The organism is Virgibacillus profundi (genome assembly GCF_002287375.1).
Lineage (GTDB): Bacteria > Bacillota > Bacilli > Bacillales > Amphibacillaceae > Virgibacillus_K > Virgibacillus_K profundi.
The window spans coordinates 1-16,728 of sequence record NZ_NPOA01000014.1 but is presented as its reverse complement, the minus strand read 5'-3'; the positions used below and the strand labels follow the sequence as shown (position 1 = coordinate 16,728).

The 16,728-nt window shown below is 35.6% G+C and carries 12 protein-coding genes, 8 tRNA genes, 1 rRNA gene, 4 pseudogenes and 1 riboswitch; of the genes and pseudogenes, 6 read left to right on the top strand and 19 right to left on the bottom strand.

The window, feature by feature from the left end; translation table 11 throughout:
- Positions 1–168: 168 nt before the first annotated feature.
- The 4 genes from CIL05_RS17645 to CIL05_RS17630 all read right to left on the bottom strand — a co-directional run bounded on the left by CIL05_RS17645 (position 169) and on the right by CIL05_RS17630 (position 693).
- Positions 169–244, bottom strand: a tRNA-Lys gene (locus CIL05_RS17645).
- 156 nt (positions 245–400) lie between these two features.
- Positions 401–475: transfer RNA gene (locus tag CIL05_RS17640), tRNA-Gln, on the bottom strand.
- Positions 476–485: 10 nt separating this feature from the next.
- Positions 486–570: transfer RNA gene (locus CIL05_RS17635), tRNA-Tyr, on the bottom strand.
- A 47-nt stretch (positions 571–617) separates the two neighbouring features.
- Positions 618–693, bottom strand: a tRNA-Thr gene (locus tag CIL05_RS17630).
- A 40-nt stretch (positions 694–733) separates the two neighbouring features.
- On the opposite strand from CIL05_RS17630, the gene CIL05_RS17625 reads away from it, so the two are divergent.
- Entirely contained in the window at positions 734–1,012 is a 279-nt protein-coding gene (locus CIL05_RS17625; RefSeq protein WP_095656855.1) for a hypothetical protein, read from the top strand.
- Positions 1,013–1,031: 19 nt separating this feature from the next.
- Here CIL05_RS17625 and CIL05_RS17620 read toward each other — a convergent pair.
- Together CIL05_RS17620 and CIL05_RS17615 are read right to left on the bottom strand one after the other, a co-directional pair.
- Positions 1,032–1,107, bottom strand: a tRNA-Val gene (locus CIL05_RS17620).
- A 6-nt stretch (positions 1,108–1,113) separates the two neighbouring features.
- Positions 1,114–1,188, bottom strand: a tRNA-Glu gene (locus tag CIL05_RS17615).
- Positions 1,189–1,458: 270 nt separating this feature from the next.
- Here CIL05_RS17615 and fabI point away from each other — a divergent pair.
- Together fabI and CIL05_RS17605 are read left to right on the top strand one after the other, a co-directional pair.
- On the top strand, positions 1,459–2,235 hold the full coding sequence (gene fabI, locus CIL05_RS17610) for an enoyl-ACP reductase FabI (protein ID WP_095656854.1): 777 nt from the start codon (positions 1,459–1,461) through the stop codon (positions 2,233–2,235).
- Positions 2,236–2,322: 87 nt separating this feature from the next.
- A complete protein-coding gene (locus CIL05_RS17605) occupies positions 2,323–3,054 on the top strand; it encodes a YwaF family protein (RefSeq protein ID WP_095656853.1) in 732 nt (243 codons plus the stop codon).
- Positions 3,055–3,211: 157 nt separating this feature from the next.
- On the opposite strand, the gene tenA is transcribed toward CIL05_RS17605, so the two are convergent.
- Complete coding sequence (gene tenA / locus CIL05_RS17600; RefSeq protein WP_095656852.1) at positions 3,212–3,895, bottom strand: thiaminase II; 684 nt, start codon at positions 3,893–3,895, stop codon at positions 3,212–3,214.
- A 111-nt stretch (positions 3,896–4,006) separates the two neighbouring features.
- Positions 4,007–4,107, bottom strand: a riboswitch (TPP riboswitch).
- A gap of 378 nt (positions 4,108–4,485) precedes the next feature.
- On the opposite strand from tenA, the gene CIL05_RS17595 reads away from it, so the two are divergent.
- Entirely contained in the window at positions 4,486–5,436 is a 951-nt protein-coding gene (locus tag CIL05_RS17595; RefSeq protein WP_095656851.1) for an EamA family transporter, read from the top strand.
- A gap of 1,002 nt (positions 5,437–6,438) precedes the next feature.
- Positions 6,439–7,677, top strand: a complete 1,239-nt coding sequence (locus CIL05_RS17590) for an aminopeptidase (protein WP_095656850.1) — start codon at positions 6,439–6,441, stop codon at positions 7,675–7,677.
- 301 nt (positions 7,678–7,978) lie between these two features.
- On the opposite strand, the pseudogene CIL05_RS17585 reads toward CIL05_RS17590, so the two are convergent.
- The 8 genes and pseudogenes from CIL05_RS17585 to CIL05_RS17550 form a co-directional block, all read right to left on the bottom strand.
- Positions 7,979–8,110: pseudogene (locus tag CIL05_RS17585) on the bottom strand (JAB domain-containing protein); the annotation flags it as partial.
- A 261-nt stretch (positions 8,111–8,371) separates the two neighbouring features.
- The gene (locus CIL05_RS17580; RefSeq protein WP_095656849.1) at positions 8,372–9,004 is read right to left on the bottom strand and encodes a type 1 glutamine amidotransferase family protein; all 633 of its coding nucleotides are present in this window, start codon (positions 9,002–9,004) and stop codon (positions 8,372–8,374) included.
- A 76-nt stretch (positions 9,005–9,080) separates the two neighbouring features.
- Entirely contained in the window at positions 9,081–10,013 is a 933-nt protein-coding gene (locus CIL05_RS17575; RefSeq protein ID WP_095656848.1) for a helix-turn-helix transcriptional regulator, read from the bottom strand.
- Positions 10,014–10,112: 99 nt separating this feature from the next.
- A pseudogene (locus CIL05_RS17570) lies at positions 10,113–10,477 on the bottom strand (DUF6262 family protein).
- Position 10,478: 1 nt separating this feature from the next.
- A pseudogene (locus tag CIL05_RS17565) lies at positions 10,479–11,945 on the bottom strand (tyrosine-type recombinase/integrase).
- 30 nt (positions 11,946–11,975) lie between these two features.
- Positions 11,976–12,353: pseudogene (locus CIL05_RS22700) on the bottom strand (JAB domain-containing protein); the annotation flags it as partial.
- Between the two features lie 269 nt (positions 12,354–12,622).
- The gene (locus tag CIL05_RS17555) at positions 12,623–12,937 is read right to left on the bottom strand and encodes a type II toxin-antitoxin system RelE/ParE family toxin (protein ID WP_165769164.1); all 315 of its coding nucleotides are present in this window, start codon (positions 12,935–12,937) and stop codon (positions 12,623–12,625) included.
- Entirely contained in the window at positions 12,924–13,193 is a 270-nt protein-coding gene (locus tag CIL05_RS17550) for a type II toxin-antitoxin system Phd/YefM family antitoxin (protein ID WP_095656846.1), read from the bottom strand. The genes CIL05_RS17555 and CIL05_RS17550 overlap by 14 nt, the downstream gene beginning before the upstream one ends.
- Positions 13,194–13,969: 776 nt before the next feature.
- On the opposite strand from CIL05_RS17550, the gene CIL05_RS17545 reads away from it, so the two are divergent.
- Positions 13,970–14,368 carry a RidA family protein gene (locus CIL05_RS17545; RefSeq protein ID WP_095656845.1) on the top strand — a complete coding sequence of 133 codons (399 nt, stop codon included), beginning with the start codon at positions 13,970–13,972 and terminating at the stop codon, positions 14,366–14,368.
- A gap of 251 nt (positions 14,369–14,619) precedes the next feature.
- Here CIL05_RS17545 and CIL05_RS22695 read toward each other — a convergent pair whose 3' ends face one another.
- From CIL05_RS22695 to rrf, 4 genes are all read right to left on the bottom strand, one after another.
- Positions 14,620–15,768, bottom strand: coding sequence for a VanZ family protein (locus CIL05_RS22695; RefSeq protein WP_095656844.1), 1,149 nt, complete (start codon positions 15,766–15,768; stop codon positions 14,620–14,622).
- 441 nt (positions 15,769–16,209) lie between these two features.
- Positions 16,210–16,282: transfer RNA gene (locus CIL05_RS17530), tRNA-Thr, on the bottom strand.
- Positions 16,283–16,288: 6 nt separating this feature from the next.
- Positions 16,289–16,363, bottom strand: a tRNA-Asn gene (locus CIL05_RS17525).
- 109 nt (positions 16,364–16,472) lie between these two features.
- Positions 16,473–16,588, bottom strand: a 5S ribosomal RNA gene (rrf, locus tag CIL05_RS17520).
- Positions 16,589–16,728: the final 140 nt, after the last annotated feature.

The window sequence follows — 16,728 nt, the reverse complement described above, 5'->3', positions numbered from 1 at the left end:
TATCTTAATTTATAGGTATATTGTTATAGGATAAAAAATAACTGTATCTATTATGTTAAAAAATAGCATAAAATGCAAATAAACAAGGTTGCTGCATTTATAACAACCTTGTTTATTTGATATTACTATATGTATGATATTTAAAACCTTTACTTTTCGATTAAAAAGTGGTGAGCCATGGAGGATTCGAACCTCCGACCCTCTGATTAAAAGTCAGATGCTCTACCGACTGAGCTAATGGCTCATGTTTTATGAGTGTTCTTAAGTTTTAAAGAGCGTGTATCTTGGATGCTCGTCGTGTTGCAAGTTGTTCCGGTGATATTAGCTGCCAGCTAATGGCTCATGCTATATATCCTTGTTTCTTATATGTAAACTGAAAAAGTCACCAAAAATAAAAAAATGGCTGGGCTACTAGGATTCGAACCTAGGATACACGGGATCAAAACCCGATGCCTTACCGCTTGGCTATAGCCCAACAATAAAACTGGTGGAGGGGGGCAGATTCGAACTGCCGAACCCTGAGGGAGCGGATTTACAGTCCGCCGCGTTTAGCCACTTCGCTACCCCTCCGCATGTATTGTTAACTATTTTTATTTTATTATACATAAAAACAAAAATGGTGCCGGCCAGAGGACTTGAACCCCCAACCTACTGATTACAAGTCAGTTGCTCTACCAATTGAGCTAGGCCGGCTTTAAAAAAGTAATTCTCTTATTTAGATGGATTGTTCATTATGAATGCTCATCGTGTTGCAAGTGATTTCGATGAAGTCGCACTCCTCGCAAGCCTGCACTTAGTAGCTTACTCGATGAAGTTAACGGCTATTTACCTCTGCTTCTTCCAGCTTATTCAGGAAGTGAATGCATCGAGGTTACTCGTAGCTTATTCGGTAGAAGTATTGCTCGAAAACCATGCTCGTCGTGTTGCAAGTGATTTCGATGAAGTCGCACTCCTCGCAAGCCTACACTTAGTAGCTTACTCGATGAAGTTAACGGCTTGCTCTACCAATTGAGCTAGGCCGGCAAAAATGATGGTGGAGGATGCAGGGCTCGAACCTGCGACCCCCTGCTTGTAAGGCAGGTGCTCTCCCAGCTGAGCTAATCCTCCATATGTTGGTGACCCGTACGGGATTCGAACCCGTGTTACCGCCGTGAAAGGGCGGTGTCTTAACCGCTTGACCAACGGGCCATCATGAAATTATTATACAAAAAACAAGTATTTTCAACATTAATTTTAATACCTGTCTCAAACCAACGATTTTTATTATAACCAGTTATGCAAACTTTGTAAAGAGGAAAATGCATTTTTTTAATTAAAAACAGCAGTTATTGTTAAAATAGGTATAAAAAGAAGGAGTGGACGCATTTATAAAGCCGGGTTTTTTCATACAATGGTTTCTTTATAATAAAAAAGTAGGTTATAATGGATAAAATAGAAATACATTTTGGAGGTGCAAGAATGCCAGGATTATTACAAGGCAAAAATATAGTAGTAATGGGTGTTGCGAACGAACGAAGCATTGCATGGGGAATTACAAAGTCACTACATAATGCAGGTGCTAATTTAATTTTTACAAACAGACAGGAAAGATCCTATCAAAAACTAATAAAGCTTTTGGAAAAAAATGAAATAGAACCAAAATTAATAGTTTCATGTGATGTGGCAAACGATGAAAGTATTACAGAGGCTTTTAATGAAATTAAGGAAAAAGCTGGCGTTATTCATGGACTGGTACACTCTGTAGCTTTTGCAAACAGGGATGAATTGAAGGGCGAATATGCTGACACTTCACGCGAGGGTTTCCTAATGGCTCAGGAAATAAGCGCATATTCATTGGTAGCAGTCACAAAAGCTGCTAAGGAAGTTATGACTGAGGGTGGCAGTATTGTAACACAAACCTACCTTGGTTCAGAACGTGTTATTAAAAATTATAATGTGATGGGTGTTGCAAAAGCATCTTTAGAAGCCAGCGTGCGGTATTTGGCAGAGGATGTAGGAAAGTATGGCATTCGCGTAAACGCAGTCTCAGCAGGGCCTATTCGCACATTATCAGCTAAAGGCGTATCAGGATTTAATGAAAAGGCAGGAATTATTGAAGAAAAAGCTCCATTACGCAGAAATGTGGATCAGGATCAGGTTGGAGATGCAACTTTATTCTTTATGAGTGAACTTTCCAGAGGAGTAACCGGGGAAGTGTTACATGTTGATTCAGGCTATCACATTATCGGTGGCTAAATTTCAGCAGAAATAATAGATGAAACAGGTACTTACTACATATATAATAGTAGTAGGTATCTGTTTTTTGATTAGAGGGGGTTTTTTATGAGTGATTGGTTTAACGAGCAGCACGGGGATCCTTTTATCGCATTCGGAACCAGCCATATGACCATGCTGGTGATCTATTTTGTGGGTCTCATGCTATTATTGCTTACTTATAAAAAAATCAAAAATAACAATGGTTTGTACAATATTTTACGTTGGCTCTTATTCGCCATCCTTGTTTTATCAGAAATATCCTATCAAATCTATACAATAACTAATGGAATTTGGAGCTTGCGGGAGCATATTCCTCTGCATCTTTGTGGTATTGCAAGTATCACTGGGGCAATTGCACTTGTTACACATAATAAAGCATTGATTAATCTTACTTTTTTCATCGGTTTTATCCCGGCATTTGCAGCATTGGTTACTCCTGAATTACCTTATGATTTTCCACATTTTCGTTTTTGGAAATTTTTTCTACATCATACGGCTATTTCATGGGTTAGTATTTTCCTCCTGCTTACAAGTTCGGTGAAGGTTACATTAAAATCTACTTTACGGGCTTATGGATTGCTGCTCATTTATGCTGCGTTTATTGGTTTTGTTGTTAATCCATGGCTGGGCTCGAATTATTTATATCTATCTGCGACACCAACAGCCAGTACCCCGCTTGATTTGCTTGGAAATGGGATTTGGTATTATGTGAATCTTTGTTTGTTGGGGCTTGTTGTTTTTCTGGGGCTATTTGGGGTTTCCAGGATTTTTAAGAGGTTGGAAAAGAGAAAGGGCTAATAGTCGACTGCAACAACTTTCCGCAAGAAGTGCGGTGACCTTATTTGTAAGTATAAGAAGTAACTGCCTCTATCTTGATCGGAGTTGGGCAGTTACTTCTTCTTGTTTCTGTTGGTGAACAACTGCAGGTGATAGTTACAACTGTTGTTAATGTCTGTTATCTTGCTAATTCTTTCACTGGCCAAGTAGATATGTTTTCTGCCATATCCCAGAACATATATTCAAAGTAACTTGTTCGTAATACAATATCCTCTAATGCCTTTAATTCATCCTCTGGCTTATCTTTTGTGATGTCATTAATTAATTCCTTGCAGTCTTCCGCAATTTTTGCAAATTCATCAGAGGAATACATTCTTACCCAATTCCCATATAACTCATGATCCAATGCTCCAGGCCACCTGGCTAATTCCTTTCCGATAAAACTATAGCTCCACGCACATGCCAGCACAGCAGCAATTGAATTTTCCACTCCACCAAGTTGGGCTTGGCTAATCATATAACTAGTGTATGCAGTCATCGTTGAAGATGGCCCTGTTGCTTCCAGTTCTTCGTTTGAAATGCCGATTTTAGCAGCATACTCACGATGTAAATCCATCTCATAATTCATCGTACCATGTAGTAAGTTTGCGAATATAGTCATTGTTTTTAAATCTTTTGCTTTCGCACTTCCAATAGCAAATACTCGGGAATACTCAATCAGATACACATAATCCTGTCTCATATAATGAATAAACTTATCTTCATCGACAGTCCCCTCCCCAATTCCTTTGACAAAAGGATGATCCAAGTAACTGCTCCAAACAGGTTCTACCTTTTTAAACAAGCGATCTGTAAATAACATTACACTCTACTCCTTTATGTATTTTTGAATATAGTTATCAAAAGGAGAACAATAATAGACATAAAAAAACCATCCACTAGTAAAGGGAATGGTAGAATAATAGATACTAATCAAGTATAGCTACCACTTCCCTACGCTAGTATGAACTAGTTCAGGTTCAAAGGGTCAAGACACTTCTTTCTCAGCAATTATATGCTCCCCTAGTGATTCGTATATTCAGTTACTATCCAGATAATCATACGAAAGTGTATTTGTCAAAATGTTGTAGAGAATTAGTAATTTATTCTATAACAACAATTCAAGTTAATAGTGTTGGCGACACTATATCCGGTGAGTAACATTACTGACAACCCGATTCTTGCTTAATCCATTAACATTATCGATTCCATCTTTTGCCTTGCTTCCAAATCCTCAAATACACTATTTGTATTATCTTCACAGTTAATATATTCTGTTTATCACTATTCTTGAGAGATATTGAAAGAACATGCCACAATCTCTAATCCATGCTATCATAGGAAGAATGGCATTCTTTTCTTCTGAGAACAGAAAAATGCAACTTACAATATAGAAATATTGGAGGAAGTCGAATGAAACGTCACAATGCTATTATTATTTTCCTTGTGGGGGCTTGTTTTTTTGGGCTGAACCCACTATTTGTAAAATTAGGTTATTCAGCGGGCTGGACTCTTGCTGAAATTAATGTGATACAGGTTATTATTGCTCTTGCAGTGCTTTGGACGATCGGCATTTTTGCCATCAGACGCCATCCACTAGCAGTTAAAAAACTTAAGCTTAAAACAATAGTTTCCCTCATGATTACAGGCAGCTTCACTGGCCTGACGAGCGTGCTTTATTATGGATCAATGCAATATTTACCGGCTTCATTAGCTGTAGTATTACTATTCCAATTCGTATGGGTCGGTGTATTATTTGAATGGATTTTTAACAAAAAAAGACCTAGCTGGCAAACGACATTGTCCGTAATCCTAACCATGGTTGGTGTATTATTTGCAGCAGATGCATTTAATGGTGGGCTGGCCAATATGACGCTCCTTGGCTTCATTCTAGGGATTGGATCGGCATTCTCTTATACCGCATTTGTCTTTGTGAGTGGACGTGTTGCAGTTGATGTACCGGCAACAATCCGGACACCAATTATGATTACAGGTGCTGCTATCTTGATCTTTATTATTTTCCCGCCTTATACGACACTAAGCAGCAATGCGCTTGCAGGTGGGAGTTTATGGCTCTATGCCGGAGGACTTGCCCTATGTGGAATGATATTAACACCACTCTTGTTTGCCATGTCAACTCCACATATCTCTGCAAGCCTAGCTACGCTTTTAGGTGCAATTGAGCTACCCGTATCCGTTGTCGTTGCATATATTGGATTATCCGAATATATAGCTTCATCCAGATGGCTCGGCGTATTACTCATTCTTCTTGCAATTATGATCGGCGAAATGAAAGGCATTTGGGGCATGTTGATGAAATCGAAAAGACGTGTGGATCACACAGGTAGAAAACACTCTGCATGAAATTATCCTTCATGAATGATGAAGTTTCTTTAGGTTTAAGTTGCAGGAGTATTACTTGCGCTGGAAAACAGCTGCATTGACGAGGCGGCTTTACATGGTGGTTTAATATATGATTTTCAATCAAACCCGGGACAAGCGGTTTCCGGGATCTTTTTATATCATCCAACTTGCAATAATTCCTTATCTCTTATTTGTTCTTTGCCACCTCTTCACCCCTCGTATATACATCTATCTTGAGAATGATTTAACAAAATAAATTCCAAGCTATACATGGTTGATATGACTTTTCTCATATAGTAATCCCATTTACGAATCAGTTAATGTAAAGAAAATTTGAAACACGACAATGGCCGAATCTCAGAAGCTACCAGCAGCAGTCCCTGGGAGAATCAGGCTTACCCCTCTATTCATTTTATATGCATAGTAAGAGACAATGTTGTTTCTCGGTAATATTATCTTATTGCTAAGTTACAATTGGGGCAAAAAAACCTATTTTTTTATAATTATTACCAAAACAAAAAACGCCTCATCCCTTATAGGACAAGCGTTTCATCAAGATATCCCAATCCGATTCGAACAGACGACCCCTTCCTTACCATGGTAAATTGATAAAAACATAAGCGATATTTGCGACTAAAAACCAGCAAAATCAATGTTTTTAGAGAATCAATTGAACATAAACGACATATTTAACTATGAAGTCGTCACTGAAACTAAAATGGAGGACAGTTACATACAATCAATAAAAGCTTATACAAGAATTTCGTTTCAAATGAAAACGTATTGATGTTAATATGGAAATATAAAGAAACTGTATGTAACAAACGGCCTATTGCGGAAGAAAAGAAGGACCGTATTTACCAAAAAAGTGGGGATTGTCTCTACTCTAAATTTTTAAGATTCCTTATAGGAGTAAATATCATAATTCTCTGACAAAAGCAGGGTGCAAGATTCCTCAAAGAAGAAATGGCAGTAGAATGCGACTTAGAAAGAGGGAGAAAGATGTCAACATTTAAAAAGAAAATCGAAATCTATGCAGATATCGCTTTAGAAGTCGGTGTCAACATACAGAAAGGTCAAACGCTCTATATCACTTCCCCGCTGTATGCAGCTGATTTTGTTCGTGTAGTCGCTAAAAAGGCATATAAAGCTGGAGCAAAGCATGTGCACGTAGAATGGTACGATGAAGAACTTACCCGTCTCAGGTTTGAGCTCGCCCCTGAAGAGTCTTTTTCGGAATTTCCCAACTGGAAAACACAAGCACTTGTAGAAGAAGCACAAAGCAATGCGGCGTTTCTCCGCATCTCTGAATCCGGAGGGGATCCAGATTTGCTGAAGGGTATCGACCCAGATCGAATTTCAATTGAGAATAAAACGAGAAGCAAAGCATTGCATAAATTCCGTAGCTATACCCAGTTCGATAAAGTCAGCTGGTCGATTGTCGCAGTGCCTTCGGTGAAGTGGGCGGAGCGAGTCTTTCCTGACTTAATAGGGCAGGAAGCGGTAGATAAACTATGGGAAGCGATTTTTTCAGCGACCCGCGTGAATGAATTCGATCCCATAACAGCGTGGCAGAACCACTTACAGACGCTCGATGAAAAGATGCAAGTTTTAAATGCAAAAGGCTATCATGCCTTACACTTTGTAGCTGATGGGACCGACTTAACAATCGAGCTTCCAGAAACACATATTTGGGAAGCTGGAGGAAGTGTAAGTAAGGGAGGGGTGAACTTTGTTGCCAACATCCCTACAGAGGAAGTGTTCACAGCTGCGAAAAAAATCGGCGTAAACGGTACAGTATCAAGCTCGAGACCACTCAATTATGGTGGAATAGTAATCAACAATTTTCAACTGACGTTCGAGCACGGGAAAGTGGTCTCGTATAAAGCCAGAGAAGGCGAAGAAACTCTGAAGCGTTTGCTTGAAAGTGATGAAGGAGCTTCTTATATCGGCGAAATTGCACTTCTCCCTTACAAGTCGCACATTTCTGATATGAATATTACTTTTTATAACACACTTCTCGACGAAAATGCTTCAACTCACCTAGCTCTTGGAAGTGCGTATCCAATTAATATCGAAGGCGGCTTAGAAATGGAAAAAGAAGAACTGGAAGAGAAGGGTATTAATACGAGCATTACTCACGTCGACTTTATGATTGGCACAGCTGATATGGACATCGATGGCGTCCATGAAAATGGGGCTCGGGAACCGGTGTTCAGACATGGTAGCTGGGGTTTCTAAGATGCGAAGAAATAGTGAATGAGATGTTGGTGTTCCATTTTCGAGGGGGTTTGCGGAAATCTCCCGACATTATCTTCCTCAAACGGGCGCAACTGCGGAATAAAGAGAACAGCTTGTACCATTAAAAAGCACAGATTTAGCTCTGTGCTTTTTTACTTAATATTTATACCATTAATTATTGAATTAAAAACCTCAATATGCAATGAACCCATACTCTAATAATCGTATTGCCAAAGCCTACATTTATTAAATACCATATACACATATATCTTGAAGAGAAAAAGGGAACTGTATCTCCCTTTTAAATATAGCCTATTTCTTTTAGGCTAGTAAAACTGTTATCACTATTTACTACTAAATGGTCAAGTACTTCGATGCCTAGTAACTTTCCAGCCTCAACTAACCTTCTTGTAACATTAATGTCTTCCATCGATGGTGTAGGATTATATCAATAGTAAAGTGAAAAAAATATTATGATAGCAATCTCTTTACTTTGACTACATGTCTTCAGAGTCGGCATAATTAAATTACTTATTTTATCAAAAACAGGTAAAAAGAGCGAAAGATCAAGTTGGATTTATACTGCTTTTTAAGGTCTTTATTTTAAGTTATATAAAAAAATATGCTTTAGACATCGTCTAAAGCATGGTAATTATTTAAACTAATATTAAACTGCTAAGTTTATTTTTTTAGCTCATCTACTTATTGAGTCCATTAACTGGAAAAAATATTCGGGTTTATGAGTCTTATTTAGGTTATACCATGAATGCAATGTATCTGGTGCAAATACATCTAATTTTTTCAGTACTTCCATCGCAAATTCCAGAGGTGCTACTCCTGATGCAGTAACTAAATTCGCATCAGATACCACAGGTCCTATCTCATAAAATTTTTCTCCTTTATAATTAGGACACACCATTTTAGTATACTCTAAGTTATTACTTGTATGCTTTCTAGAATCTAGGTATCCCATATTCGCGAGACCCTCAGTTGCACCACAAATTGCAGCAACAATAGTGCCAAGTTTTAAAGCTTCGCCAATTCTTTCCATGATAGGTTGATGAATATCTTCCCCCCAAGTAGTCCCTCCAGGTAAAATTAATAGGTCTTTACTCTCAAGAGTACATTCATCAAAGGAAATATCTGGTTTTATGCTCAGTCCTCCCATTGTAGTAATAATTTCTTCATTAGCTCCCACTGTGACTACTTTTAAAGGTGCTAAATCTTTTTTGAAATATCTTCCTGAGTTTAGTTCAGCAATTAAATATCCATATTCCCAGTCTGACATTGTATTAAATACATAAAGATAAACTTTTTTTGTTTGCATTAAATAACACTCCAATCCCAATTGATATACCTAGTATAATACAACTTCCCTGACAGCTAACGTCAGGGAAGTTGTATTATACTTGATGAAATTTTATTAAATCCGACAGAACTTCAATAACTTGAATAGATTTACCATACGGTAAAAATAAATATGGTACATATTTATGTATCATATCTTTTTCAAGAAGAAATACTGCTTGATTTGAAGTCCGTTCTTGTAAATAATGTCCTAAAAACCAATGTTGGCAAATATCATCCAACGCACTTGTATTTCCATTAATAACTAAAGAAATAATCCCTTCTTTTTCTTCTATAGTTGGAAGGAGGTTTTTCATAAAAAAGTCACGTGCTGAAAAATTTTCTGGCTGGTTAAACTTATTTTTGGTTAGCATTAGACTTTCAATTCGATCTACTCTAAAACTACGGATATCATTCCTGAGATGACAAAATCCAATCAAATACCACTTATTATTCCAATAAATAATTCTGTACGGATCAACCAATCTATACTTTGATTGCTCTTCGCCACTTTTATGATATAGAATTTTTATAGAGTATCCGTCAGCTACAGCCTGCTCCAACTCCTTCAAAAAAGGTTCCATAGCGAGGGAACTTAATCGACTTATTACTTCAAGACTAGTTAAATGTTGATTTATCTTTGTTTCCTGCTCTTGATTCGAATATTTTCTTAGCTTTGAAATAGCCCTATTTAGTGCTTCACTACCATAATACCCGGCTTCTTCTGCAAAAATAGCAGCGTGAAATAGCGAGGTTTGCTCCTCTAAATCAAAAAAAAGAGGAGCTTCAATAAAATTGTTCAATAAAGTGTATCCACCATTATGTCCTGCTTCTGAAATTATAGGTACACCACTTATTGAAAGTGTATCAATATAACGATACACAGTCCTTATATTAATCTCTAACTTTTCCGAAATTTGTTTCGCAGTAATTTTTTCACCTGAACTAAGCATCCATAGAATCGCTAGCACATTGTCAATTTTAGCCACAGAATCCACCTCTATATGGAAATAAATTTATTTCAAAATAACACTAAAAACATTACCTATTCATTGAATTTCTATTTAAAAGTAAGAAAACCGAAAAAGCTAAAACAACTTGCCATGTAATTTTTGAACTTGATCCTTTAACTGTTTATTTTCTTCTTCTAGTGCCTTTATACGGTTTTTTAAGGTCTTTATTAATAATTCCTCTGAACGGACACTTTTACTAGTTTTACGAGGGCTTAACTCACTTATTTGCATCCCTCTTAATGTCTCCACTCTAGTTCTAATATCTTTTTGTTTGTAAAGCCATGACTTTGAAACATTTGCTTTTTGTGCAACGGAATTAAAATTAATCTTCTCTTTTTTCAATGCCATCTCTGAAATCGTCTTTTCAACCCTAATTCTTGTTTTCTCCGACTTTTCTTTGATAGTTGAATTATAGCAGTTGTGTTACTTTTTCTAGTCAACTTAATTCGTCTCCTTTAACGAATGAATAATCTGTTCTAATCTATTTTTAACACGTTCGTTAGTTTCAACCTGACGCTGCCATTGGTTCTGTTTAGCCCTATTTAGTATTTCTTTAGTTCGGTCTAAGTGTTCTTCATGTTCATTTAGAAATTGTTTACTTGTACAGAAATTCGTACAATCTAAACAAGCATTTGCATGAGGACAAGGTCCAGCAATTACTGGTAAACGACAATAGCCATTGGGAAGTGCTTGTGCATTGAAATAGGAATGATATGCTCTTTCTTCATTTTCCATTGGTAATATTTTAAAAAGCAATCCCCTTCTTTATCGGTTATGACGCTCCCTATTTTCAATGTACAAAGTTCACTGATACGCATTCCGCATTCTTGAAGTACCATAACCATTGTGGCAATATTAGGTTCCAATTTATCTAATTTCCCATTTAATTGTTCGAGTATATGTTCATCAATATAACGTGGTAGTGCCTTCGGTACTTTAGGATAATCTTCTTGGAAGATAAGGATTTTGGAAGACGTATCCTTCCAGTCATACCTTTGAATTGTAGTAAAAAAAACGTCTAATGTAGATATTCGTCCGGTTACGGTACTAGATTTTAAACCTTTTAAATTAATATAATTAAAATATTGCTCAACTTCATTTCTAGTTAATTGATGAATCCTTCGTTTGCCTTTACAATTTTTGTTTATAAAATTAAAAAACTCTTTTAATCTTGATGCTGTATCAACAACATGAGAAAAGCTGCGTGTATTTAACATTAACTTACAATATCGCTTTACTAATTCTTTAAAATAATCATTTTCAAACCCCTTAAAATTGATTGTGTATTCATAGGATGTTGGATTTATCTTATCTTCTGGTAATGAAAGTTTTCTTCGATTCCAAACATCTTTCTCCCATTCATCGCCATCAAAATAGAAATCCTCATAGAACTCCATAAACTGTTTAAGATTAGTAACGTAGTAGGAGTTCGCATATACAGGAATTTTTTTTGATTTATATCAAGCTTGTAATTTGTAGTCGTAGTTCTTACTCCTTGTTCTGCTAAGTAAGTTCGGTATTCCGACAAAGCCTTTTTTATAGGCACTTCAGTTAAGATGTAATGTCAGGATAATTTAAATTTAAAAATCCTAACATTCGGCTTATCACTGTTCCTTTTCTAATCCAAACAGATTTTGCATTCCATGTTCCATTATTTAAGTGAATATAATAAAAGTATTTTAATTCTGTTTTTAACCAGATGTTTTCTACTTTATCAAAATTTACCCACCGATTTTTTAATGATGGATTCTTACTTAACTCAACCGCACTAGGATGTGGGCAAATTCTTATATCCCATCTATCTGCTGCCCAAAACCTTTGTAAAACACTAGTCATATCCGATATTTTTTTATTAATCCCTGTGCTAGTGATAAGCTTTCGATTAGTTGCAACGCTCGGAAATTTCATTTTTATGTTTCTCTCCTTTGATTTAAACACCTCACGTGGATGAATGAGTGCAGAATTTAACGAACCAACATGACAACGATGAACTGCGATAACATTATTTTTCGCATTTAAACACATAACAAAAAACACTTCACGATCATCACGACCAATGAAGCGAGACGCTATCTTTGCACCGTCTTCTGGGCTACGAATAATGTAGTTAACTCCTTCTTCTTCCTCTCGAATTATTTGTTCAATGCGAATAACCTCTAAAATCGTTTCTCCATTTAGATCAACCACTCTATAATTTTTTTGGCCTTTTTGGTCACCATATAGAGAATCCCCGCATCGATTAATGTCAAGTGGCGCAAGTAGCAAAGCTATCAAGTGATTCGTATATGTTTTGAAGCCCAATGAATTAGGGTGCATTAAAAGCGTTAATTGCTTTCTACGCACCCTTATCCTACTTGGCTGACTCCATAACATTCGAAGAACGAAGACTCTTTACATAATCGATAATGCATCTCTGTATACAAGCAATCATTTCCATGCAAAAAGTGACTTTCAAAATAGAAACAAGTTGAAAGTTACTTTTTACATATCCTTAAGAAATATCAATATATAGGTTGCCAGTGTGTTTTGCAAAACACAGCCAAATTAGAATAGTTGTTTTTCCTAAACCTATACAATTACACAGTTTACCTTTTGTTTCTTAATATCTGAATATAATCCCTTGCTCCATGCAATATTCTATAAATATATATAGTATTTTCAATAACTCTATAAAAGGCAATATAAGGTTCAGAAATAACCATCCGAAATTCGAAGTGATTTAGACTTTCTTCCATTATTTTCGAACCAGCATACGGAAATATTTCAAGGTGCTTTAAAGAAGTCATAATACGATCCAATATTTCATTCGCAGCTTCAGGATTATCCAATAAAATATAATTAAAAATATCATCAAGGTCATCGTCAGCTGCTGGAAGTAGTTCTACATTATAGTTTTTCATCAATTCTCTCCTTGATTCTTTGGTGAGCAGAATCAAGTGATGTCGTTTTATCACCATTTAATCGCTGTTCTTCAGCTACTAATAGTTTTTCTTTTAAATCTATGATCGCTTCCCTTTTTTCAAATGCATCAATACTCATGAGAACAAGATCACCTTCTCCGTTCTTAGTGATATAAACAGGTTTCTCTTTCTCATGTGCCAATTTAGAAATGGAATTATAATCATTTCTTAACGAGGTAGATGACTTTATAATCAACGGCAAGACCTCCATTCATTTATTATACCATTATAATACCATAATTCTCATATTATATGTATCTGTTAGTTAATAAGGAACCATGTTATTTATCGTGAATTTATCCAAGGTGAAAAATGTTTATTATAAATGTTTTAGTACTATTTATTACTAAATTCAAATAAGGAAAAAATTAGGTAGTTAATTAAAGTGTTTTATATTCATTACAAACACAAAAAAAGCTTCATCCCTTACAGGACAAGCGTTTCATCAAGAGCTTCCAATCCGATTCGAACGGACGACCCCTTCCTTACCATGGGTATATCAAAAAAATATAAGCGACATTTGCGACTAAAAACCAGCAAAATCAATATTTTTAGAAAAGCAATTGAACATAAACGACATATAACACCACGAAGTCGTCACTGTTTCGTCACTGAAAATAGAGTACAGTTACATACAATTAATAAACTCTTTTAAAAAAATTTCATTTCAAATAAATATGTATTGATTTTAGTATGGACAAAAAACGGGTCGTTTTGTAGAGTAAACCCTAGATCAATATTTAAGTTGCACAAAAAACCTATTTCCTATAAAATAATAATTATCAAAAGTCTTATCATTTTATGAGAGAGGAGTGTTCACCTATGAAGAAAAAATCACTTAAATTTTTATCTATCGGATATGGATACTCCACTGCTGTTTTTTTCTAGAAGTCATTTCAAGGGTGAAGTGTGTCTGAATTTGACTTTCTAGGCAAAACTGCAGAAAAATCTTTTAAATGGCGAGGTAAATAAATGGAAAACGAAAAAATCACAAGGAAAAACCCAACAAGTATGACTGCACCAGTTGGCAATTACACACATATTACAAAAATTCCAAGGAATGCAGAGTTATACGTTACATCAGGTCAAGTCGGTGTAGATCGAAATGGACAATTTCCAAAAGCTATGAATGAACAAGTGAGTAATACGTTTATCAATATAAAAACAGTGATAGATTCTGAGGGATTAAGTGCTGAAAACATTGTAAAAGTGAACGTATGGGCTACTGAGAAAATTGATTGGGACTTTTTTTATTCAGAGTGGGAGCAATTATTTAGCAATGATTTTCCAGCAATGACGATTGGATATATTGCTGAGTTAGGTTTACCTGAGATAAAAATTGAAATAGAAATTTGGGCAGCTAAAGTATAAAGTTCAAACACACTTCATCAAAACCACGGAACACCTAAAGCTAGGTGATTCCATGGTTTTTAATATGAGTACATTTTTAACAATCTGGTGCTTAGCTGAACAATCTTTGAGAAATTTATTGAATAAAAACACCTCATTATGAATGAATCCATATTCTGGTAATATATTAACTCTAATAATCATAGTACAAAACCTACATTTATTAAATGCCATATATATCTTAAAGAAAAAAAGGGGGTTGTTTCTCCCTTTTAAATATAGCCGCTTTCTTTCAGGCTAGTAAAAATGTTATCGCTATTTACTACTAAGTGGTTAAGCACTTCAATTCCTAGTAACTTTCCAGCCTCGACTAATCTTCTTGTAACATTAATTAATATCTTCCAACGATGGCGTGGAGTCATATCAAGAGTAATCACCTTTGACTTGCTATACACTAACACCTTACTTTGACTACATATATTTAAAGCGGAAATTATTTTGTAGATATATAAATTAAATGTAACATCCCATAACTTTACATTCCCTTTAATTGTTATTGTAAGTTCATTTACCTTGTCCATAATAGTTTCGGAAGAGTTTGGGCCTCTATATTCTTTGTCCATAGGACTGGTTGCTACCTCTTTCCCATCAACAGAAATAATTACCTTACCATCATAGTCACTAGCATTATCAGGAATCCCATAGTTTAAAGAAAGCACAATATCTTTACCACCAAATGCATAGGTGAATATTTCCATATTATCGCCTTCGCTACCATACAAGTTTATTTTCGGTTCAATTATTTCATGTTCAATTTCGAAACTTTGGAGATTTTTATCCATTGGTACATTTCTATTGCTTTCCAGTTCATTTAAAGCTATAATGGGCCCTTCTTTTTTTGTGAAAGATTTGTTTAGCAAATCCGAAAAACCTATTACTCCTATTGAAAGGATAACAACAGACATAACCGTGACAACAAGTTTTTTCCGAATACTCTTAAAACGAAATCCAATTTTGTATGCACAAAATCCTACTGCTGCACCTAATGAATTCACTATTGCATCATTTATATCAAAGCTACCGAGAAAAGTTAGCATTTGCACGGTTTCTATTATCAGGATTGACAAGAAAAACAATGAAATAAACCTGAAAAAATTACAACGATATAGTATAGGAATCAATATACCAAAAGGTATAAATCCTGCAAAATTACCTAATTCAAAAAACCCACGTGGAAAATATTTCAAATCTGAAATGGTTGGAAATCTGAAAGAAATTATATTCGGAATTAAATTAAATTGATATTCGTGATTGCCTACTGCTGCACCAGATCTACCAACACCAAAAAACAGAAAGTATAATACCATAGCTGTATAGATTATTAATATAGTAAAGATTAGCTTATGCTGTTTTGTTCTCATAATATCTCCTATCTTAATAAATATATATAGCTCATATTAATATAGCATTCAGTATGGGTAATGTAAATTTTAGTATAAAGAGGCTCACTAACGTTGCATTAAATAAAACAAAATATTAAAACACCCAAAGTGTTTACTAATTTATTGTTATACAAAGAAAAAGTCCTTTATTATGGATATAGTCAGGTGGTAACCCATCCAAATCCAAAAATAAAGGACCTACTCATGGACAAGATTACACCAAAAACTTCATTTGGACAATGGTTTTCATCCATAAATCTAAAGATCTTTAAAGAAAATGTGAAAACCATGAAATTAGATTACTATTTTTCAGATTTCTTTAAAGGACAAGAAGATAGGGAAAAGTAAAACCCTTCACTTTTTCGACACTGAAAAGAAAAAGGCTTTTCTCCAAATAAGAGAAAAGCCTTTTATCTCAAGAGCTTCCAATCCGATTCGAACGGACGACCCCTTCCTTACCATGGAAGTGCTCTACCTGCTGAGCTATGGAAGCGTTTTTTGGCTCCACAGGTAGGATTCGAACCTACGACCGATCGGTTAACAGCCGATTGCTCTACCACTGAGCTACTGTGGAATAATATAATATAAGTTATTCAAGGTAGTATAATCAAACATGCCTGTGCTCGTCATTACTATGTACTATACCATAATATTTCATACAAAAAAACGGTATAAAAAAAGCAGCCTGGCGGCGTCCTACTCTTGCAGGGACAAAGTCCCAACTACCATCGGCGCTGAAGAGCTTAACTTCTGTGTTCGGTATGGGAACAGGTGTGACCTCTTCGCTGTTACTGCCAGACAACTTATTTAGGTTTATACCCTAAAAACTAAATAAGAGTGTTATCAACGGACGATCTAAAAGAATTTAGTTAAGTCCTCGATCGATTAGTATCCGTCAGCTTCACGTGTCACCACGCTTCTACCTCGAACCTATCAACC